Genomic DNA, 20,371 nt, shown 5'->3' with positions numbered 1-20,371 from the left:
CTCACGAGTCTTTGCGGGTCGGCTCTTCGACTTTTTCAGCCTGCACGTCGAAGGTACGACGCTCGGTGATCGGCTGGGCGGCCTGAGGGTGCACCGGTTGGGCTGGCGGAACCGGATTCACCACCGGGTCGGCAGGTTTTTCGTCATCGTTCATGGCCTTGCGAAAGCCCTTGATCGACTCACCCACGTCGGTGCCGAGGTTTTTCAGCTTCTTGGTGCCGAACACCAAGACCACTACCACCAGAATGACGATCCAGTGTTTCCAGTCGAAAATACCCATGCTGCAAATCCTCGATAAAAGTTATTCAGGCGGACGGGCGCGAGGCCTTTTCAGCGTGCCCGGACAGGCCGAAGCGACGGTCCAGTTCATCCAGCACGGCCTGTGGATGCTGCCCCAGTTGGGCGAGCATGACCAGGCTATGGAACCACAAGTCGGCGGTCTCATAGATGACATCGCTGCAATCGCCGCTGATCTGCGCATCCTTGGCGGCAATAATTGTCTCGACGGATTCTTCGCCGAGCTTTTCCAGGATCTTGTTCAGACCCTTGTGATACAGGCTGGCGACGTAGGAGCTGTCGGCATCCGCGCCTTTGCGCTCTTCCAGCACCTGGGCCACACGGTTCAGGGTATCGCTCATGTTCAATGTCCTGCCGAATAGATGGCGTGCGGGTCTTTGAGTACTGGTTCCACCACCTTCCATTCGCCGTTTTCGAACACGCGATAGAAGCAACTGTGACGGCCGGTGTGGCAGGCAATGCCGCCGATCTGTTCGACCTTGAGGATCACCACGTCGGCATCGCAGTCCAGGCGCAACTCATGCAGTGTTTGCACATGCCCGGACTCTTCGCCCTTGCGCCACAGTTTGCCACGCGAACGTGACCAGTAGATGGCGCGCTGCTCAGCGGCGGTGAGGCTCAGGGCCTCGCGGTTCATCCAGGCCATCATCAGCACGCGCCCGGTCTTGTAGTCCTGGGCAATGGCCGGCACCAGGCCGTCACTGTCCCACTTGATCTCGTCCAGCCAGTCTTTCATGTTCGGCTCCGGCAATTTGCGACAGTGTATAACCGGATGGGTTATCGACGCACGATCAGATAAACGCCCACGGCCACCATGATGCCGGCCGGCCACTGGCCCAGTTGATTCAACGGGCCACCAATCGCCAGCATGACCCCACCCACCAGATGCGCGGCACCGAGCAGGCGCAGGAACCAGTCGTCCTTGCGCTTGCGCCATGGCGGCTCGGGATCCTTGGCGTGCGGCTGGGACATGCGCTCCAGCAAATCGCGGGTCATGTTGGCCAGGTGCGGCAGCTGTTCCATCTGGCTGTGCAGGTTGCCCAGCATGGTTTTCGGGCTCATCCGCTCACGCATCCAGCGTTCCAGGAACGGCTGCGCGGTGTTCCACAGGTCGAGGTCCGGGTACAGCTGACGGCCCAGCCCTTCGATGTTGAGCAAGGTTTTCTGCAGCAGCACCAACTGCGGCTGCACTTCCATATTGAAGCGCCGCGCGGTCTGGAACAGACGCATCAGCACCTGGCCGAAGGAAATATCTTTTAACGGTTTTTCAAAGATTGGCTCGCACACGGTGCGGATCGCCGCTTCGAATTCATTGAGCTTGGTTTCCGCCGGCACCCAGCCCGAGTCGATGTGCAACTGCGCCACGCGACGGTAGTCACGCTTGAAAAAGGCGAACAGGTTGCGCGCCAGGTAGTCCTGGTCTTCCGGCGTGAGACTGCCGACGATGCCGCAGTCGATCGCTATGTATTGCGGGCTCCACGGGTTGACGGTGCTGACGAAGATATTGCCGGGGTGCATGTCGGCGTGGAAGAAACTGTCGCGGAACACCTGGGTGAAGAAAATCTCCACGCCGCGTTCGGCCAGCATCTTCATGTCGGTACGCTGGTCGGCCAGGGTGGCGAGGTCGGTGACCTGTACACCGTAGATGCGTTCCATCACCAGCACTTTGGGGCGGCACCAGTCCCAATACACTTGCGGCACATACAGCAGTTGCGAGCCTTCGAAATTGCGGCGCAGTTGGCTGGCGTTGGCGGCCTCGCGCAGCAGGTCGAGTTCGTCGTAGATGGTTTTTTCGTAGTCGGCCACCACATCCACCGGATGCAGCAGGCGCGCATCGGCGGAAAAACGTTCGGCGGCGCGGGCGAGAATGAACAACCACGCCAGGTCCTGGCCGATGATCGGCTTGAGGCCCGGGCGGATCACCTTCACCACGACTTCTTCGCCGCTCTTGAGCTGCGCGGCATGCACCTGCGCGACCGAGGCTGATGCCAGCGGCTCGACATCGAAGCGGCTGAACACCTCGGTGATCTTCTTGCCCAACTGCTCTTCGATCAGCTTCATCGACACCTGCGAATCGAACGGCGGCACGCGGTCTTGCAGCAGCATCAGTTCATCGGCGATGTCTTCGGGCAGCAGGTCGCGGCGCGTCGATAGGATCTGCCCGAACTTGATGAAGATCGGCCCCAGGTCCTGCAATGCCAGGCGCAGGCAGGCCCCTCGGCTCAGCTCCAGCTTTTTACGCGGCAACCAGCGCCACGGCAGCACATAGCGCACCGCCAGCAGGAACCATGGCAGGGGCAGGGCGAACAGCAGGTCATCGAGGCGGTAGCGGATTACGACGCGCTGGATACGAAACAAACGGCGGACGGCGAGCAGCTTCATGCGTTATCGCTTGGATCAAGGGAACGGCTCAGGCGCTCGAAGCGGGCCTCGAGGCGTTCCAGGTCGATTTTGGCCTTGTCGAGCTCACGAAAGCGCGCTTGCGCTTCCCGTTGCCCGACCAGGGTGCGCGATTCTTCGCTCAGGTATTCGGCGAGGTTCTGGTTGAGGCTGGCGAACCCTTGCTGGTACCAGCGCGAACGGCTGCGCAGGTGACCGCTGACCAACTGGGTGGCGACGGGGCCGATCCAGCGTGACAGTTCGTATTCCCAGTCCAGCTCCAGGTCTTGCAGCACGGCGGCCAGGTCCATCAGCACCGCGCTGTCGCCTTCCAGCGCCACTTCGGGGCTGTGCAGGATAGCGGTCTTGTTGCGGCTCAGCGCCAGGTGCAACAGGCTGGAGGCTGGCGCACGCAGGGTGCAGTCGGCCTCGGCGGCCCATTGCGTTGCGAGCAGCAGGCCTTCATCGCTGGGCAGGATAAACAGCTGCAAGGCGGGGCTGCGGCAATCGACGGCGATGACTTTGCCGGTCAGGTGCGCAAGCCGCGCCAGTGCGGTGCTGTCCAGGCGCAAAACACGGTTGAGGCCGTGTTCGACGCTTGCCAGAAGGCCTGCGAGCAACATCAGGGCTTGATGCCGCGGTGCAGGGCGACGATGCCCGAGGTCATGTTGTGGTAGGTCACGCGGTCGAAACCTGCCTCCACCATCATCGACTTCAGGGTTTCCTGGTCGGGGTGCATGCGGATCGATTCGGCCAGGTAGCGGTAGCTCTCGGCGTCATTGGTGATCAGCTTGCCCATCAACGGCATGAAGGCGAACGAGTAGGTGTCGTACACCTTGGACATCAGCGCGTTGGTCGGCTTGGAGAACTCCAGCACCAACAGGCGGCCACCCGGCTTGAGTACGCGCAGCATCGAGCGGATCGCGTCTTCCTTGTGGGTGACGTTGCGCAGGCCGAAGGCGATGGTCACGCAGTCGAAGTGGTTGTCGGGGAATGGCAGCTTTTCGGCGTCGGCCTGGACGAACTCGATATTGCCGGCCACGCCCTTGTCGAGCAGGCGGTCACGCCCAACCTTGAGCATCGAGCCGTTGATATCGGCCAATACCACCTGGCCGGTCGGCCCCACGAGCTTGGAAAACTTGGCCGCCAGGTCACCCGTACCGCCGGCGATGTCCAGCACGCGATTGCCGGTGCGTACGCCCGACAGTTCGATGGTGAACCGCTTCCACAGGCGGTGCATGCCGCCGGAGAGCACGTCGTTCATCAAGTCGTACTTGGCGGCTACGGAGTGGAACACCTCAGCGACTTTTTCCGCTTTCTGGCTTTCCGGAACGTTCTTGAAGCCGAAGTGAGTGGTGGGTTCGGCATCGCTGCCTTTGCGCTGATCAGTCATATCGCTGTCACCAAAAGAGAATGCGGGACATGATAATCCCCAGGGCCTGCTTTGTCTTGGCAAGGCTGAAGGTAAGATAGGTGCTTATCGAGACCTTTTGCCGCATCGAAGGTTTCCAGGCACTTATAGAGAGGAGTCATTGCAATGGCCCGTATAACCGTTGAGCGTGAGCATACCCTGGGTAAAGAAGGCGCCCGGGCCAAGGCCGACCTGCTGGCGCAGAAACTCAAGGATAAATATGGCCTGGAGTCGTCATGGTCTGGCGATACCTTGAACCTCAAGCGGTCAGGCGTTAAAGGCACCGTTCTGGTCGCCGATGATTCATTGCGTATCGAGGTGGAACTGGGGCTGTTGATGTCGGCCATGAGCGGTACCCTCAAATCCGAAATCGAAAAAGCCGTGGATAAGGCATTGGCCTGATGTGATGACGCTTAGGGTGCCGATTCTAATTTTTCACCTTACTTTGTGCCCAAGCCCTCAACTCCTGCGGGCGGTTCCTCCACCCAATTTTGCGTGAGGTGCACCATGGCCAAAGTTATTTTGAAGAAAAAAATCGACAGTCAGACCACTGTCCTGAGTGAGGTCAAAGGCTATGCCCGCAAGATCTGGCTGGCGGGTCTTGGTGCCTACGCCAAGGTCGGCAGCGAGGGTGGCGAATACTTCAAAGAGCTCGTTAAGAGCGGTCAACATATTGAAAGTAAAAGCAAAAAAGTTGTGGTTGAACAACTTGATGCCGCCAACAGTCAGATTGACCAAGTAACGAGTAACGTCTCCAGCATCAGCCGCCGGGTTGAAGTGCAACTGGATAAAGTTGAAAAAGCTTTTGACACACGTGTTGCAAGTGCCTTGAATCGAATCGGCATTGCGTCTAAACATGACGTGGAGACACTCTCTGCTAAGCTCGAAGAGCTGACGGCATTGCTCGAACGTGTCGCGCGTAAACACTAAGGAGACATCGGGATGGCTGTTAAAAAAACTACTCAGAAAGAAAGCAGCTCGTGGGTCGGGGAAGTTGAAAAATATTCCCGAAAGATCTGGCTTGCTGGTTTAGGCGTGTACTCGAAGGTTAGCAGTGACGGTGGCAAATACTTCGAGACGCTGGTCAAGGACGGTGAGAAGGCCGAGAAGTTGACCAAGAGCACCGTTGGTAAAAAAGTTGATGCGGCCAAGGCCAGCGCAGGTTCTGCCAAGTCGAGCATTTCCGACACTTGGAGCAAGTTGGAAGAAACCTTCGACAAGCGTCTCAACAGTGCTATTTCGCGACTGGGCGTGCCGAGCAAAGCTGAACTGAAAACGCTGCACAGCAAGGTCGACACCCTGACCAAGCAAATCGAAAAACTCACTGGCGCGAAAGCGACTCCCGTGAAGGCTGCTGCTGCAAACCCTGTGGCCAAGCCTGCGGCTAAAACCGCTGCGGCCAAACCCGCTGCGAAAGCCGCGGCCAAGCCCTTGGTTAAAGCTGCCGCCAAACCTGCGGCGAAAGCTCCAGCCAAAGCGGCTGCAAAATCGGCCGCCAAGCCTGCGGCGAAAACTGCAGCTGCCAAGCCGGTCGCCAAGCCAGCCGCAAAACCCGTAGCCGCCAAAGCTGCCGCTAAACCTGCAGCCAAGGCCGTCTCGAAACCTGCCGCTAAGCCTGCAACTGCAAAGCCCGCAGCCAAATCTGCCGCTGCCAAACCTGCGGCAAAACCCGTTGCGAAGAAGCCAGCGGTAGCGAAAAAACCAGCGGCAGCCAAGCCTGCTGCGGCAACCGCTTCCACAGCCAACTCAGTGTCCGCACCGACCCCTGCTGCTGTGGCCCCGACTGCTACGTCGACGCCGACGCCATCCAGTCAGTCCTGAGTTTTTCCAGGACACAAAAAATGCCCGGCCTGCAGAGGTCGGGCATTTTTTATGGCGCCGCATTTTAAAGATCATTCCCACGCTCCCGCGTGGGAATGCGGCCGTGACGCTCTGCGTCACCTGTGCGCGCGGTTGGGGCGGGACGCGGAGCGTCCCAAGAGGCATTCCCACGCAGAGCGTGGGAACGATCTGTTCAGTCAGTGTTATCCAGGTATTTCAGCGCAAATCTCTCGGCCGCCTGCCGTGCCGGCGCGAGCAAGTGCGGCGCTACCAGCATCATCACCTGGTAAATCACCACCTGCACTTCACCCTTGCGGTCGAGAATCCGTTGGTAGTCCAGGGAAAACAGCAGCGTCATGGTGATCTGTTCCACCAATTGGCCGAGCGCTTGTGTATCGCTGACCAATTGCCCCGCCGCCTTCAACCGTGCCAGTAAAGAAGCCAGGGTGCGCTTGAGCGCCGTGAGCAGGCTACGAATGCCTTTCGCCAGTTTCGGCAAACGCCCGGCCAGGTTCGACAGGTCCTGGAACAGGAACCGGTAGTGGGCCATGCGCTCCACGATCAGGTGCAGGAACAGCCAGTAATCCTCGGGCTCCAGTTGCGCGTCGGCGGGCGGATCGAGCAAGGGCGCCAGCTCAGCCTGAAAGCGCTCGAACAACCCAAGCACCAAAGGCTCTTTGCCGTGGAAGTGGTAATAGAGATTGCCGGGGCTGATCCCCATTTCATTGGCCACTTCCATGGTCGACACGTTCGGCTCGCCCTTGCGATTGAACAGCAGCAGGGCACATTCAAGGATACGGTCGCGGGTCTTCATCCAGCCTTCTTAAGTGGGATCGTTGAGCTCAGCGCACGCGCACGTAGGTGCCTGGCGCCGCTTCCATCGGTGGGTAATTCTGGTTGCCCAGGGCAGTGAGGGTTTCGCGTTGCACGCCCGAACGTTGCTGGACCCACGCCAACCACTGCGGCCACCAACTGCCTTCGACGTGATGGGCGTCGTAGTACCAGGCACGCGGGTCGCTGCTCAGCTTGGGGTTCTCGACGTAATTGGCCTTGGGGTTGCCGGGCGGGTTAAGGATGCTCTGGATATGTCCGCTGTTGGACAGCACGAAACGCCGCTCACCGCCCAGCAGTTGGGTGGAGCGATACACGGCGTCCCATGGCGTGATGTGATCGTTGATGCCGGCCACGCTGAAGCTGTCTACCGTGACCTTGCGCAGGTCGACGGGGGTTCCGCACACCTCCAGGCCCCCGGGATGGCTCAGCGGGTTGTGCTTGAAGAAATCCAGCAGGTCGCCATGCAACGCGGCGGGCAGGCGCGTGTTGTCGTTGTTCCAGTACAGGATGTCGAAGGCCGGCGGTTCCTTGCCCAGCAGGTAGTTGTTGACCCAGTAGTTCCAGATCAGGTCATTGGGGCGCATCCAGGCGAACACCTTGGCCATGTCGCGGCCGTCCAGCACGCCTTTCTGGTAGGAGCGACGCTTGGCGGCTTCAAGGGTTTGCTCATCGGCGAACAACACGGCCGGGCTGTCGATCTGACTGTCCAGCAAACTCACCAGATAACTGGCGCTGGCGACGCGCCGCAGCTGGCGCTTGGCTTGCAGGTGGCCTTGCAGAGCCGCAATGGTTAGGCCACCCGCGCAGGCGCCCATCAGGTTGACCTCGCGCGCGCCGGTGATCGCGCGGCAGACGTTGAGCGCTTCCTCCAGCGCGGCAACATAGGTGGACAGGCCCCACTCGCGATGGCGCACATCCGGGTTACGCCAACTGACCATGAAGGTCTGCAGGCCGTTTTTCAGGGCGTATTGCACGAAGCTGTTGGCCGGGCTGAGGTCGAAGATGTAGTACTTGTTGATTTGCGGCGGCACCACGAGCAAGGGCTTGGCGTATTGTTTTTCGCTCATGGGCTTGTACTGGATAAGTTCCAGCAGTTCGTTGCGAAACACCACTGAGCCCGGGGTGGTGGCAACGGTCTTGCCCACTTCGAAGGCGTGCTTGCTGACCTGGCGCGGCAGGCCGTTGTTGTGCAGCAGGTCTTCGAACAAGTGGCTCACGCCGCGCACCACACTGTTGCCGCCGGAATTGAGCAGTTCCTTGATCGCCAGCGGGTTGAGCAGGGTGTTGGACGGGGAGACGGCATCGTTGAGCAGAGTGAAGGCGAACTGTGCGCGAATGCGGTCATCCGCGCTGAGGGCGCTGTCATCGATCCAGTTGCGCGTCTGCTTTTGCCAGCTCAAGTAGGCCTGCAGGCTGCGCCGGTACAGGGGGTTGAGCTTCCAGGTGGGGTCGCTGAAGCGGTTGTCGTTGGGGTTGGGTTCATGCACCGTTTCACCCAGCAACACGCGGCCCAGTTGGCTGCCCAGGGCCAGAGCGTGGCGTGCGGTGTGCATCGGGTTGCGCATGCCATGTGCCGCGACGGTGCGCAGGGTCGACAGCAGATCCTGGCCGCGCAGCCCAGTGATCGCGTTTTGCGCGTTGATGAACGCAGCAGGGGTGGGCGCCGGGTTCGTCACGGGTCTTTCTCGCATGAGCCAACACTCCTTCGTCAAGCCATCAAGAGGCACGCCAATTCAGAACCATAGTCGGTTCCTGGCAAGTTGCGCGGTGGTGCGATCCTTCACACCGCCGGGCGCGGATGTATCACGGCGCGCAGGCGCTCCTCCTCGAGAAACTTCATGATGATCGGCGCCACGGCTTCCGCCCGGGTGATCAGGAATAAATGGCCGTCATCGATGATGTGCAGCTGTGCATTGGGGATGCGCCAGGCGAGCAGGCGCATGTTGATCAGCGGGATCAGCGGGTCGTCGTCCCCGGCCAATACCAGGGTGGGCTGACGGATCTTGTGCAACCAGTGAATGCTGGTCCAGCCCAGCCCCGCGAACAGTTGCCAGTAGTAGCCCAGCTTACCGGCCGAGCGCACTTTGCTGGCATGTTCGGCGGCCAGCTTGGCGTCGCGGCGAAACGAGCCGCCATAAATCATCGGCGCAATACGCACCACGTGGGACGGCTGGATATAACGCCTGGGGCTGGCCATCAGCCACAACACTTTCGGCTTGCCCGGCACCATCACCGCACCCGCCGCCGTGGCCGCCAAGATCAGTTTTTTGCACCGTTCCGGGTAGTCATAGGCAAACTGCTGCGCCAGCGCTCCGCCCCACGACACGCCCACCGCGTTCACCTGGCCATAGTCCAGGTAATCGAGCATGCGCGCCGTCAGCTTGGCCAAGCCGGGGAAGCGATAGGGCCGGTTGGGCGTGGAGGAACCGCCCACGCCCGGCACGTCGAAGGCGATCACCTCCACGTCCGGGTCCAGGGCCTGCACGAACGGAAACACCAACTCCAAGTTGGCGCCGATGCCGTTGAAGATCAGCAGCGGCGTCAAGTGCGGCTTGCCCGGTCGTACCGCCGTGCGGATGGCTTGGCCATCCAGGTCGATAGTGCGGAAGATGAACGGTTGCGGCATGCTCAAGCCCTGTGAAGTATTACAGGAGAAATGGGGTCAAAATGTGGGAGGGGGCTTGCTCCCGATGGCGGTGTGTCAGTCAGCACACCTGACACTGATCCATCTCTATCGGGAGCAAGCCCCCTCCCACATTTGGATCTCATTCCAATCTACCGCTCATGTACATAGGTGCCTGGCGCCGCTTCGGCGGCAGCATAGGTCTTACTGCCTAATGTCGTAGGCGCTTTTTTCAACTTACCCGCCCGCTCCGCCTGCCACACCTGCCAGTGCAGCCACCACGAATCCGTATGCTTGGTCGCGTTTTCCTGCCACTCCAGCGCAGTGCCCGCCAGCCCCTCGCTGGTCTGGTAGCGGGACTTGGGGTTGCCCGGCGGGTTGAGGATGCTCTGGATATGCCCGCTGCTCGACAGCACGAACTCCACCTTGCCGCCAAACAATTGCGCCGACTTGTAGCAGGACTGCCAGGGTGTGATGTGGTCGTTGGTGCCGGCCAGTGAATAGATATCGGCCGTGACTTGCTTGAGGTCGATGGGCGTACCGCACACTTCCAGCGCGTTGGCGCGCACCAGCGGGTTGTTCTTGAACAGCTCGATCAGGTCGCCATGGAACGCGGCCGGCAGGCGCGTGGTGTCATTGTTCCAGAACAGAATGTCGAACACCGGCGGCTCGTTGCCGAGCAGGTAGTTGTTGACCCAGTAATTCCAGATCAAGTCGTTGGGCCGCATCCACGCGAATACCTTGGCCATGTCGCGGCCTTCGAGCACGCCGGCCTGATAGGAATGGCGCTTCGCCGCTTCCAGCGTCTGTTCATCGACGAACAGCGCCACCTGGGTGTCCAGCGTGGTGTCCAGCACACTCACCAGCAGGGTCAGGGCGTTGACCTTCTTCTCGCCCAGCGCCGCGTAGTGGCCCAGTAGCGCGGTGCAGGTGATGCCGCCGGAGCAGGCGCCCAGCATGTTCACGTCCTTGCTGCCGGTAATCGCCCTGATTACATCGACCGCTTCCTTGAGCGCCTCGATATAGGTCGACAGGCCCCATTCGCGCTGGGCCTTGGTCGGGTTGCGCCAACTGACGATAAAGGTCTGCTGCCCATTGCGCAGGCAGAAACGCGCCAGGCTCTTCTCCGGGCTCAGGTCGAATACATAGAATTTGTTGATTTGCGGCGGCACCACCAGCAGCGGGCGCTCGTGCACCTGCTCGGTGATCGGCTTGTACTGGATCAGCTCCAGCACATCATTGCGAAACACCACGGCGCCGTCGGTGATGCCCAGGGTCTTGCCCACTTCGAAGGCGCCCATGTTGACCTGGCTCGGCATGCCGCCGTTGTGCACCATGTCCTTTGCCAGGTGGGACAGGCCGTCGAGCAGGCTTTTGCCACCGGTTTCAAAGAAGCGTTTGACCGCCGCCGGGTTGGCTGCGCTGTTGGTGGGGGCCATGGCTTCGGTCATCAGGTTGATCACGAAGTGGCCACGGCTGATGTCCTGTTCCGACAGATTGCTGTCGCCGATCCAGTCGTGCAGTTCCTTGCGCCACGCCAGGTAAGTCTGCAGGTAGCGCTTGTAGAGCGGGTTCTGGCTCCAGGCCGGGTCGTGGAAGCGGCGGTCGTCGCTTTCCGGCACCAGCGCCGATTTGCCGAACATCACGTTCTTGAGCTCCACCCCAAAATGGGCGACGTGTTTGACGCTGTGTAACGGTTGCTTGATGGCTTGGGTCAGCACCATCTTCGCCGAGGCCAATAGATCCTTTTTGCGTAACGCGATGATCGGGTTCAACCCCAGGGTGTTTTCAGAGGCCTGGCGTTTCAAGTCATCGTTATTCTTGTTACTCATCTACGACGCTCCATTGTCCGAAAGACGAGTACCGGCGATTGCTGCGCACCCATTTCGATACACGACACCAGCCTGGTACTGCGACTCGGGTGACCGTTGATACCGCATCGTCAAATGCAGGGAACTTGCCAGTTCCATTGGTTACCCGAGTTTAATTTTTTTCGCAAGCGGGCCAATCGTTGGCCACCAGACAGGGCATTCAAGCAGATGAAATTAGAAAATGCCCTCTAAAGAGCAAGAAGCCTGGGCTAGAGCATCAGACGCACGACCGACTGACTCGGGTCGCGGGTTTTTCCGGCAGCTTTCAGTTCGGCCAGGTAATCCGCCCACAGCGCGTCCTGACGCACGGCCAGTTGATACAGGTAGTCCCAGGTGAACAGCCCGCTGTCATGGCCGTCGTCGAAGGTCAATTTCAGTGCGTACTGGCCGGCCGGTTCCAGCTTGATCAACTTAACGTTGAGCTTGCCGAATTGCAGGATGGGTTTGCCGTGGCCCTGGACCTCGGCGGAGGGTGAGTGCACGCGCAGGAATTCGGCGGGCAGTTGGTAAACCTCGTCGGGGCCGTAGGTGAGGCCGAGGGTGTTGGAGGTTTTGTGCAGGTTTACAGCAGTAGGAAATTTCGACATTGGAGATAATCCTGAATAAACCGGCTTGAAAATGTGGGAGGGGGCTTGCTCCCGATAGCGGTGGATCAGTCAGCTTATCTGTAGCTGACCCACTGCAATCGGGGGCAAGCCCCCTCCCACATTTGAAGCAAAGCAGTTCTGTGTGAGGCTTACAGGATATACCGCGACAAGTCTTCGTTCTGCGCCAATTCACCCAGGTGGCTGTTGACGTAATCCGCATCGATCTTGATCGCCACGCCATTCTGCAAACCTGCCATGTCCCCGGCGCTGAACGACACTTCTTCAAGCAGGCGCTCAAGCAACGTGTGCAGACGCCGCGCACCGATATTCTCGGTCTTCTCGTTGACCTGCCAGGCAATCTCCGCCAGGCGCTTGATACCGTCTGCCTGGAATTCGATCCCCAGGCCCTCGGTTTTCAGCAGCTCACGGTACTGCTCGGTCAACGACGCATGCGGCTCGCTGAGGATGCGCTCGAAGTCGCCCGGAGTGAGCGCCTTGAGTTCCACGCGGATCGGCAGGCGACCTTGCAGCTCCGGCACCAGGTCGCTTGGCTTGCTAAGGTGGAACGCACCGGAAGCGATAAACAGGATGTGGTCGGTCTTGACCATGCCCAGCTTGGTGTTCACCGTGCAGCCCTCGATCAGCGGCAGCAGGTCGCGCTGTACGCCTTCGCGAGACACATCGACACCACCGGAGTTGCCGCGTTTGGCGACTTTGTCGATCTCATCGATAAACACAATGCCGTGTTGCTCGACCGCTTCCAGGGCCTTCGCCTTGAGTTCTTCCTCATTCACCAGGCGCCCGGCTTCTTCGTCGCGCACCAGTTTCAGCGCTTCCTTCACCTTGAGCTTGCGGCTTTTCTTCTTGCCCTTGCCCATATTGGCGAACAGGTTCTGCAACTGGCTGGTCATTTCTTCCATGCCCGGTGGCGCGGAAATATCGACGCCGGACACCTCGGCCACTTCAATCTCGATTTCCTTGTCGTCCAACTGGCCTTCACGCAGGCGCTTGCGAAACAGCTGACGGGTGTTGGAGTCTGACGACGGCGCGGCATCTTCGTTGAAGCCCATGCGTGCCGGTGGCAGCAAGGCATCGAGGATGCGTTCTTCGGCGGCGTCTTCGGCGCGGTGGCTGACCTTGGTCACTTCCTGCTCGCGCAGCATTTTCAAGGCGGCGTCGGCCAGGTCGCGAATGATCGATTCGACGTCGCGGCCCACATAGCCCACTTCGGTGAACTTGGTGGCTTCGACCTTGATGAACGGTGCATTGGCCAACTTGGCCAGACGCCGGGCGATCTCGGTTTTACCAACACCGGTCGGGCCGATCATCAGGATGTTCTTTGGCGTTACTTCAACGCGCAATTCTTCGGGCAGTTGCATCCGGCGCCAGCGGTTACGCAGCGCAATGGCAACGGCGCGCTTGGCATCGTCCTGGCCGATGATATGGCGATTGAGTTCATGGACGATTTCGCGGGGAGTCATGGACATAGTGTTTGGCGGCCTCAAGCGGAATAAGCCTACGCTTACTCGGCGAGGTCCTGCTCCTCAATGGTCTGGTTGTGGTTGGTGAACACGCAGATATCACCGGCGATACCCAGCGCGGTCTCGACGATTTCACGCGCCGACAGATCGGTTTTCTTCAACAGCGCGCTGGCCGCGGCCTGTGCATAGCCGCCACCGGAACCCATGGCGATCAGGCCGTGTTCAGGTTCAACCACATCGCCGTTGCCGGTGATGATCAAGGACGCGTCTTTGTTGGCGACCGCCAGCATGGCTTCAAGACGGCTGAGGGAGCGGTCGGTGCGCCACTCCTTGGCGAGTTCGACGGCGGCGCGCACCAGGTGGCCCTGGTGCTTTTCAAGCTGGCCTTCGAAACGCTCGAACAGGGTGAAGGCGTCGGCGGTCGCGCCTGCGAACCCGGCGAGCACCTGGCCGTGGTACAGGCGACGCACTTTCTTGGCGTTGCCTTTCATCACGGTATTACCCAGGGAAACCTGGCCGTCGCCGCCCATGACGACTTTGCCGTGGCGACGTACTGAAACGATGGTGGTCAAGGGGAGAGTCTCCACGCAGCGGGGCGAAAATGCCCTGATGGAAACTGATATGGGGGTGGCGGAGGGGATTTCAACCGTAGGACGGTCGCAGGGATGAGTGGTGGACTGATCGTTCCCACGCTCTGCGTGGTAATGCCGCAATTGACGCTCTGCGTCTTCTCTTGTGACGCGGAGCGTCACGGCTGCATTCCCACGCGGAGCGTGGGAACGATCATGAGGGATGATCAGCGGCTCTGGCGCTGTTGTAACAACAGGTTGCTAAACCCTGCGCCGGCCAATTGTTTCTGCGCCACGGTCAGCTGCTCGCGGTTGCTGAACGGGCCTACCAGCACGCGATACCAAGTCGCTTCCTTCACCGTGCCGGATTCCACCGTCACCGCCTGACCCAACAGAATGATCTGCGCCCGCACGCGATCGGCATCCGCCTGTTTCGGGAACGAGCCCGCCTGCAGGAAGAACTTGGTCACCGGGGCGGCCTTGGTCTCTGCCACTGGAGGTGCCGGCGGCGGGGTGATACCTGCCAATGCCGCCTGGGCGCGCGCCGTGTCGATTTTCGCCGCTTCCGCAGGCGTCACCGGCGTGGTCGGCACTTGCGGCGTCGGCAGGGTTTTCTCCGGCACGGCGTCGGGCGGCACGATCACTTCCGATTCCGGCAGCAGTGTGTAGAAGTCGTACTTGGGCTTCACCGGCGCCGTCGGGCTTGGTGCGGTCTTGTTGGCCTCGGCGATCTTCGTGGCTTTCTGCTGCTCCTGTTTGACGCGCTTGACGTCATCGCCCTGGCCGGGCTCCAGCTTCATCAGAAATACCACGAATGCGCCGACCGTGAGGCCGATGGCCATCCACAGCCAACCCGGAATCGGCTGCTTGGCCGGGGCCTGATAGCGGCTGGCGCCGCGCTTGGGTGCAGGTTTTTTCTTGGCGGCCAACTTACATGCGCTCCAGAGTTTCCAGGCCCAACAGCTCCAGGCCTTGCTTGAGGGTCCGTCCAGCCAGTGCGGCGAGGCGCAGGCGACTGTGCTTCTGGGCTTCATCCTCGGCGCTGAGGATCGGGCAGTTCTCGTAGAAGCTGGAGAACAGGCCGGCCACTTCGTACAGGTAGGTGCAGAGGATATGCGGCGTGCCTTTCTCGCCGACGCTGTTGAGCACTTCGCCGAACTGCGCGAGCTTGGCGGCCAGTTCCTGCTCCTGGGGTGCGTCCAGCACGATCTGGCCTTCGACTTCGCTGAAGTCCTTGCCCAGTTTGCGGAATACACCGGCCACGCGGGTGTAGGCGTACAGCAGGTACGGTGCGGTATTGCCTTCGAAGTTGAGCATCAGGTCGAAGTTGAAGCTGTAGTCGCTGGTGCGATGCTTGGACAGGTCGGCGTATTTCACCGCGCCAATGCCTACCACGCGGGCGATGTTGCGCAGGTCGGCCTCGGCCAGCTCAGGGTTCTTTTCCTTCACCAGGCTGTAGGCGCGTTCCTGGGCTTCGGTCAGCAGGTCGATCAGCTTCACGGTGCCGCCGTCACGGGTCTTGAACGGGCGGCCATCGGCGCCGTTCATAGTGCCGAAGCCCATGTGTTCCATGTGCATCGGGTGAGTGACGAAGCCGGCGCGGCGCGCCACTTCGAACACCTGCTGGAAATGCAGGGCCTGGCGCTGGTCGACGAAATACAGCGCGCGGTCGGCCTTGAGCACGCCGCTGCGGTAGCGCACGGCGGCCAGGTCGGTGGTGGCGTAGAGATAGCCACCATCGGCCTTGACGATGATCACCGGCAGCGGTTCGCCCTCGGCGGTCTTGAATTCTTCAAGGAACACGCACTGCGCGCCGTTGCTCTCGACCAGCAGGCCTGCGGCCTTGAGGTCGTTGACCACGTTGATCAGGTCATCGTTGTAGGCGCTTTCGCCCATCACGTCGGCCATGGTCAGCTTGACGTTGAGCAGTTCGTAGATTTCCTGGCAGTGGGACAGCGAGATATCGCGGAAACGACCCCACAGTTCCAGGCATTCCTTGTCGCCCGCTTGCAGCTTGACCACAAGGCTGCGCGCGCGGTCGGCGAACTCGGCGGATTCGTCGAAGCGCTTCTTGGCGGCGCGGTAGAAGTTTTCCAGGTCGGCCAGTTCGTTGCTGGTGATCGGGTTTTCCTGCAGGTACGCCATCAGCATGCCGAACTGGGTGCCCCAGTCGCCCACGTGATTCTGGCGGATCACGGTGTCGCCGAGAAATTCCAGTACCCGCGCCACGCCGTCGCCAATGATGGTCGAGCGCAGGTGGCCAACGTGCATTTCCTTGGCCAGGTTCGGTGCCGACAGGTCGATGACCACGCGCTGGCTGTCGCCGGCTTTGCGTGCGCCGATGCTGGCATCGGCCAGGGCGGCATCCAGGCGCGACGCCAGGGCCTGGGTGTTCTGGAAGAAGTTGATAAAGCCTGGGCCGGCGATTTCGGCCTTGGTGACACTGGCGTCGGCCGGCAGCGCCGCGATGATTTTTTCCGCCAGGTCGCGGGGTTTCATGCCCGCGGGCTTGGACAGCATCATCGCGATGTTGCTGGCGAAGTCGCCGTGGGTCTTGTCGCGAGTGTTCTCCACTTGGATCGCCGGCGACAGGCCTTCAGGCAACACACCTTCGTTGACGAGTTGGGTGAGGGCTTGCTGGATCAGCTGGCGAATGGTGTCTTTCATGGTGTTCTCTTTCGACCGCAAGCGGCGGCGCGCGATGCGCAGGTGGAAAAACTGGGCATTATCCGTGGCGAGGGCGGGCTTGCCAACCGTTCCAGACCTGTGGAGCTGTTTAAGGGCGTTGTGCCCCCTGTAGGAGCGAGCTTGCTCGCGAAAAACCCGAGGGCGCCGCGTGAAATCAGGATACCGCGTTATCGTTAACGTTTTTCGCGAGCAAGCTCGTTCCTACAGGGAACGGCTTAATACAAATCTACCGGGTCTACATCCAGCGACCATCGCACTTGCCGGCCGCTGGGCATTTGCTCCAGGGCAAGCAACCAGCTACTTAATAGCCGATGCAGCGGTGCGCGGGACGTTGCCTGCAAGAGTAACTGCGCGCGATAGCGCCCGGCGCGGCGCTCCATCGGTGCGGGCACCGGGCCGAGCAGTTCGATGCCGCTCAGACCCAGTTCGGCGAGCAAACGTTCGGCGGCGCTGCAGGCTTCGTCGAGAAAGGCTTCGGCCTGGCCCGGTTTATGCGCCTCGGCGCGCAGCAGTGCCAGGTGCGAAAACGGCGGCAGCCCGGCGGCGCGGCGTTCGCTCAATGCCTGCTCGGCGAAGGCAAAGTAACCTTGCTCGGTCAGTTGAATCAGCAGTGGGTGGTCGGCCAAGTGTGTCTGGATAATCACCCGGCCCGGCTCTTCGGCGCGCCCGGCACGGCCGGCAACCTGCACGATCAACTGCGCCATGCGCTCGCTGGCGCGGAAGTCGCCGGAGAATAAACCACCGTCGGCATCCAGGATCGACACCAGGGTCACCCGTGGGAAGTGATGCCCTTTGGCGAGCATTTGCGTGCCAACCAGAATGCACGGCTGGCCTTTCTGGATGGTGGCGAACAATTGGTTCATCGCGTCTTTGCGCGAGGTGCTGTCGCGGTCCACCCGCAGTACCGGGTAATCCGGGAACAGAATGCCCAGGCGCTCTTCGGCGCGTTCGGTGCCCGCGCCGACCGGGCGCAGGTCGACCTTGCCGCATTGCGGGCAGTGGCGCGGCACCGGCTCGACATGGCCGCAGTGATGGCAGCGCAGTTCGCCGTAGCGCTGGTGCACGGTCATGCGGGCATCGCAGCGTTCGCATTCGGACATCCAGCCACAGTCATGGCACAACAGCGTCGGCGCAAAGCCACGGCGATTGAGGAACACCAACACTTGCTGGCCGGCGGCGAGAGTCTGGCCGATGGCTTGCTGCATCGGGCCGGAAATACCGCTGTCCAGCGGACGGCTTTTTACATCCAGGCGCAGGAAACGCGGCTGTTTGGCGCCACCTGCGCGCTCATTCAGGCGTAGCAGGCCATACCGGCCGGTGTAGGCGTTATGCAGGCTTTCCAGGGAAGGCGTGGCCGAGCCGAGCACAATCGGGATGTCTTCCTGGCGTGCGCGTACCAGCGCCAGGTCGCGGGCGTGGTAACGCAGGCCTTCCTGCTGTTTATAGGAGCCGTCGTGTTCTTCGTCGATGATGATCAGCCCCGGATTTTTCATCGGGGTAAACAGCGCCGAGCGGGTGCCGATGATGATGTCGGCTTCGCCGTCCCGCGCCGCCAGCCACGACTCCAGACGCTCACGGTCGTTGACCGCCGAGTGCACCAGGGCGATGCGGGCGTTGAAACGCTGTTCGAAACGCGCCAGGGTCTGCGGGCCTAGGTTGATCTCGGGGATCAGCACCAGCGCCTGTTTACCGGCTTGCAGGGTTTCGCGGATCAACTGCAAATAGACCTCGGTCTTGCCGCTGCCGGTAACGCCGGCCAGCAGGAACGCGTGGAAGCTGTCGAACCCGGCGCGGATCGCTTCATAGGCGGCGCGCTGTTCGGGGTTCAACGGCAGCTCCGGTTGCGCCAGCCAGTGTTCGTGGCGCGGGTCGGGGGCATGCTTGCGGATTTCCACCTGCACCAGGCCTTTGGCGAGCAACAGGTCGAGGCTGTCTTTGCTCAGCATCAGCTTGCTCAAGAGCTGATGGGCGACGCCATGCGGGTGCTGGGCCAGGGTGGCCAGGGCTTCACGCTGGCGCGGGGCGCGGGCGATACGCGGGTCATCCAGGCGGGCGCCGGGCGTCATCAACCAGAATCGCTCCTGGCGCGCTTCGGCCAGTTCGCCCTGGCGCAGCAGCACCGGCAGCGCCCAACTCAAGGTGTCGCCCAGGCTGTGCTGGTAATACTGCGCGGTCCACAGGCACAACTTGAACAGCGCGGGCGGCAGCGGCGGTGTGGCGTCGAGGATGGCGATGGCCGGCTTGAGTTTTTCGGCGGGCACTTCGCTGTGGTCGGTGACTTCCACCAGGATGCCGATCATTTCCCGGCGCCCGAACGGCACGCGCACGCGCATGCCTGGCTCCAGCTGCGCACGCGGCACACCGGGCGGGGCCCGGTAATCGAACAGGCGGCGCAGGGGCGAGGGCAGGGCTAGGCGCAAAATGGCGTCGGGCACGTGAGAAGTCTCATCTATAAAGGCAGGCGGTGGCGCAGGGGCGGGAGCCTAGCAGACCGGCGGTGGAGGTGTCCCGTCTCTGCTGCAGGAAGGAGAGACTTGCGCAGGCACCGGGATTTTCTGATGAAAGGGCGTACTCGGCCGTCACCGCCGCTTGCGCGATTGAAAAGGTCTGTTAGAATTCGCGGCCTAATTACGTGCGGTATTCGACAATAGTGTCGAGTGGCGGCACGCTAGCCCGAGGAAGTGCCATGAAAGCCGATATCCATCCAGCGTACGAAACCATCGAAGTCACCTGCAGCTGCGGCAACAAGTTCGAGACTCGTTCGAACCTGTGCAAGCCACTGGGTACTGACGTATGCAACGAGTGCCACCCGTTCTACACCGGTAAGCAGAAAACTCTGGACACCGGCGGCCGTGTACAGCGCTTCGCAGATCGCTTTGGTGCTTTCGGCAAGAAGCCTGCTGCTGCTACTCCAGCAGAGTAAGGCTCAAAGGCCTTATGGGCTTTTGCCAGCTGTTGAAAAAGGCGTCCCTTGTGGGCGCCTTTTTTGTGCCTGGGATTTGGTTCGGCGCGGCCCAGGCCCAGGTGTTTTGCCCAGCGCCGGCCTCCGTGGCGCGTGTAGAAGTACAGCGCGTGGTGGACGGCGACACCGTGCGCCTCAAGGATGGCCGCAGCGTGCGGCTGATCGGCCTCAACGCCCCGGAAACCGGCAAGAAGGGCCGCGCTGACGAGCCCTTTGCCATCGCCGCGCGCCAGCGCTTGCAAGCCTTGGTGAGCGCCAGTGGAGGAGGCGTCGGGCTGGTGCCGGGTCGCGAGGCCAAGGATCGCTATGGGCGAACCCTGGCGCACCTTTACGGCGCCGACGGCAAGAACCTGGAAGCCCAATTACTGGCCGAGGGCCTGGGTTTTCAGGTGGGTGTCGCGCCCAACGTCGACCTCGTTGCCTGTCAGCAGGCGGCTGAGCACACGGCGCGCCAGGCAGGGCTGGGCCTGTGGCGGCAATCGCCGGTGCAAGGTGTGGCCCGGCTCAAGCAGTCCGGCTTCGCCCTGGTCAGCGGCCGTGTCAGCAAGATCGAACGCAATCGCGGCGGAACCTGGATCGAATTGCAGGGTTCACTGGTATTACGCGTTGCGCCCGATCTGGCCCATCAATTCGACACTGCCATGCTCGGTGGTCTGCAAGGCAAGACAATCGAGGCGCGTGGCTGGGTGCAGGATCGCTCTCGGCGTAGTGGGCACAAAAGCGGCCAGGCACGTTGGCTGCTGCCGATCACCGATCCCGGCATGCTCAAATTGGTGCAATGATAAAAAATTGTAGACATTTTTTCAGTCGATTGTGAACAGTCAAGCCCTTGTATCCCGTGGCTTTAG

At 61.1% G+C, this 20,371-nt stretch carries 21 protein-coding genes; 5 read left to right on the top strand and 16 right to left on the bottom strand.

The window, feature by feature from the left end:
* Position 1: 1 nt before the first annotated feature.
* The 6 genes from C4J91_RS25425 to ubiE are packed head-to-tail and all read right to left on the bottom strand — an operon-like array spanning position 2 to position 4,069.
* Entirely contained in the window at positions 2 to 280 is a 279-nt protein-coding gene (locus C4J91_RS25425) for a twin-arginine translocase TatA/TatE family subunit (RefSeq protein ID WP_124364758.1), read from the bottom strand.
* Between the two features lie 25 nt (positions 281 to 305).
* Positions 306 to 638 carry a phosphoribosyl-ATP diphosphatase gene (locus tag C4J91_RS25420; protein WP_124364757.1) on the bottom strand — a complete coding sequence of 111 codons (333 nt, stop codon included), beginning with the start codon at positions 636 to 638 and terminating at the stop codon, positions 306 to 308.
* A 2-nt stretch (positions 639 to 640) separates the two neighbouring features.
* Positions 641 to 1,033: a phosphoribosyl-AMP cyclohydrolase gene (gene hisI / locus C4J91_RS25415; RefSeq protein WP_065893709.1), complete on the bottom strand. Its 393-nt coding sequence runs from the start codon at positions 1,031 to 1,033 to the stop codon at positions 641 to 643.
* Between the two features lie 41 nt (positions 1,034 to 1,074).
* Entirely contained in the window at positions 1,075 to 2,679 is a 1,605-nt protein-coding gene (gene ubiB / locus C4J91_RS25410; RefSeq protein WP_124364756.1) for a ubiquinone biosynthesis regulatory protein kinase UbiB, read from the bottom strand.
* Positions 2,676 to 3,299, bottom strand: coding sequence for an SCP2 domain-containing protein (locus tag C4J91_RS25405; RefSeq protein ID WP_124364755.1), 624 nt, complete (start codon positions 3,297 to 3,299; stop codon positions 2,676 to 2,678). Before C4J91_RS25405 ends, ubiB begins: the two co-directional genes overlap by 4 nt.
* Positions 3,299 to 4,069: a bifunctional demethylmenaquinone methyltransferase/2-methoxy-6-polyprenyl-1,4-benzoquinol methylase UbiE gene (gene ubiE, locus C4J91_RS25400; protein ID WP_003171186.1), complete on the bottom strand. Its 771-nt coding sequence runs from the start codon at positions 4,067 to 4,069 to the stop codon at positions 3,299 to 3,301. Before ubiE ends, C4J91_RS25405 begins: the two co-directional genes overlap by 1 nt.
* A 144-nt stretch (positions 4,070 to 4,213) precedes the next feature.
* Here ubiE and C4J91_RS25395 point away from each other — a divergent pair, with 144 nt between their 5' ends.
* The 3 genes from C4J91_RS25395 to C4J91_RS25385 all read left to right on the top strand — a co-directional run bounded on the left by C4J91_RS25395 (position 4,214) and on the right by C4J91_RS25385 (position 5,908).
* Entirely contained in the window at positions 4,214 to 4,489 is a 276-nt protein-coding gene (locus C4J91_RS25395) for a polyhydroxyalkanoic acid system family protein (RefSeq protein WP_124364754.1), read from the top strand.
* Positions 4,490 to 4,594: 105 nt separating this feature from the next.
* Complete coding sequence (locus C4J91_RS25390) at positions 4,595 to 5,017, top strand: phasin family protein (RefSeq protein WP_124364753.1); 423 nt, start codon at positions 4,595 to 4,597, stop codon at positions 5,015 to 5,017.
* Positions 5,018 to 5,029: 12 nt separating this feature from the next.
* A complete protein-coding gene (locus tag C4J91_RS25385; RefSeq protein ID WP_124364752.1) occupies positions 5,030 to 5,908 on the top strand; it encodes a phasin family protein in 879 nt (292 codons plus the stop codon).
* 193 nt (positions 5,909 to 6,101) lie between these two features.
* On the opposite strand, the gene C4J91_RS25380 is transcribed toward C4J91_RS25385, so the two are convergent.
* The 10 genes from C4J91_RS25380 to C4J91_RS25335 all read right to left on the bottom strand — a co-directional run bounded on the left by C4J91_RS25380 (position 6,102) and on the right by C4J91_RS25335 (position 18,996).
* A complete protein-coding gene (locus C4J91_RS25380; protein ID WP_124364751.1) occupies positions 6,102 to 6,722 on the bottom strand; it encodes a TetR/AcrR family transcriptional regulator in 621 nt (206 codons plus the stop codon).
* Between the two features lie 28 nt (positions 6,723 to 6,750).
* Positions 6,751 to 8,433 (bottom strand): class II poly(R)-hydroxyalkanoic acid synthase, encoded by a 1,683-nt coding sequence (gene phaC / locus C4J91_RS25375; RefSeq protein WP_124364750.1) that lies wholly within the window; start codon positions 8,431 to 8,433, stop codon positions 6,751 to 6,753.
* Positions 8,434 to 8,522: 89 nt separating this feature from the next.
* On the bottom strand, positions 8,523 to 9,368 hold the full coding sequence (gene phaZ / locus C4J91_RS25370; protein WP_124364749.1) for a poly(3-hydroxyalkanoate) depolymerase: 846 nt from the start codon (positions 9,366 to 9,368) through the stop codon (positions 8,523 to 8,525).
* A 149-nt stretch (positions 9,369 to 9,517) separates the two neighbouring features.
* Positions 9,518 to 11,197, bottom strand: a complete 1,680-nt coding sequence (gene phaC, locus C4J91_RS25365) for a class II poly(R)-hydroxyalkanoic acid synthase (RefSeq protein WP_124364748.1) — start codon at positions 11,195 to 11,197, stop codon at positions 9,518 to 9,520.
* Positions 11,198 to 11,445: 248 nt separating this feature from the next.
* The gene (locus C4J91_RS25360) at positions 11,446 to 11,823 is read right to left on the bottom strand and encodes a gamma-butyrobetaine hydroxylase-like domain-containing protein (RefSeq protein WP_124364747.1); all 378 of its coding nucleotides are present in this window, start codon (positions 11,821 to 11,823) and stop codon (positions 11,446 to 11,448) included.
* Between the two features lie 149 nt (positions 11,824 to 11,972).
* Positions 11,973 to 13,310: an ATP-dependent protease ATPase subunit HslU gene (hslU, locus tag C4J91_RS25355; RefSeq protein WP_124364746.1), complete on the bottom strand. Its 1,338-nt coding sequence runs from the start codon at positions 13,308 to 13,310 to the stop codon at positions 11,973 to 11,975.
* A 35-nt stretch (positions 13,311 to 13,345) separates the two neighbouring features.
* Positions 13,346 to 13,876, bottom strand: a complete 531-nt coding sequence (gene hslV, locus C4J91_RS25350) for an ATP-dependent protease subunit HslV (RefSeq protein ID WP_003171209.1) — start codon at positions 13,874 to 13,876, stop codon at positions 13,346 to 13,348.
* Between the two features lie 224 nt (positions 13,877 to 14,100).
* A complete protein-coding gene (locus C4J91_RS25345; RefSeq protein ID WP_124364745.1) occupies positions 14,101 to 14,802 on the bottom strand; it encodes an SPOR domain-containing protein in 702 nt (233 codons plus the stop codon).
* 1 nt (position 14,803) lies between these two features.
* Positions 14,804 to 16,540 (bottom strand): arginine--tRNA ligase, encoded by a 1,737-nt coding sequence (gene argS, locus C4J91_RS25340; protein ID WP_124364744.1) that lies wholly within the window; start codon positions 16,538 to 16,540, stop codon positions 14,804 to 14,806.
* A gap of 236 nt (positions 16,541 to 16,776) precedes the next feature.
* Positions 16,777 to 18,996, bottom strand: a complete 2,220-nt coding sequence (locus C4J91_RS25335; RefSeq protein ID WP_124364743.1) for a primosomal protein N' — start codon at positions 18,994 to 18,996, stop codon at positions 16,777 to 16,779.
* A gap of 251 nt (positions 18,997 to 19,247) precedes the next feature.
* Here C4J91_RS25335 and rpmE point away from each other — a divergent pair, with 251 nt between their 5' ends.
* Together rpmE and C4J91_RS25325 are read left to right on the top strand one after the other, a co-directional pair.
* Positions 19,248 to 19,484, top strand: coding sequence for a 50S ribosomal protein L31 (gene rpmE, locus C4J91_RS25330; protein WP_003237330.1), 237 nt, complete (start codon positions 19,248 to 19,250; stop codon positions 19,482 to 19,484).
* Between the two features lie 14 nt (positions 19,485 to 19,498).
* Positions 19,499 to 20,305 carry a thermonuclease family protein gene (locus tag C4J91_RS25325; RefSeq protein WP_124364742.1) on the top strand — a complete coding sequence of 269 codons (807 nt, stop codon included), beginning with the start codon at positions 19,499 to 19,501 and terminating at the stop codon, positions 20,303 to 20,305.
* Positions 20,306 to 20,371: the final 66 nt, after the last annotated feature.

Source organism: Pseudomonas sp. R3-52-08 (assembly GCF_003851745.1).
Classification (GTDB): domain Bacteria; phylum Pseudomonadota; class Gammaproteobacteria; order Pseudomonadales; family Pseudomonadaceae; genus Aquipseudomonas.
This window is presented reverse-complemented; position numbering and strand designations above follow the sequence as displayed.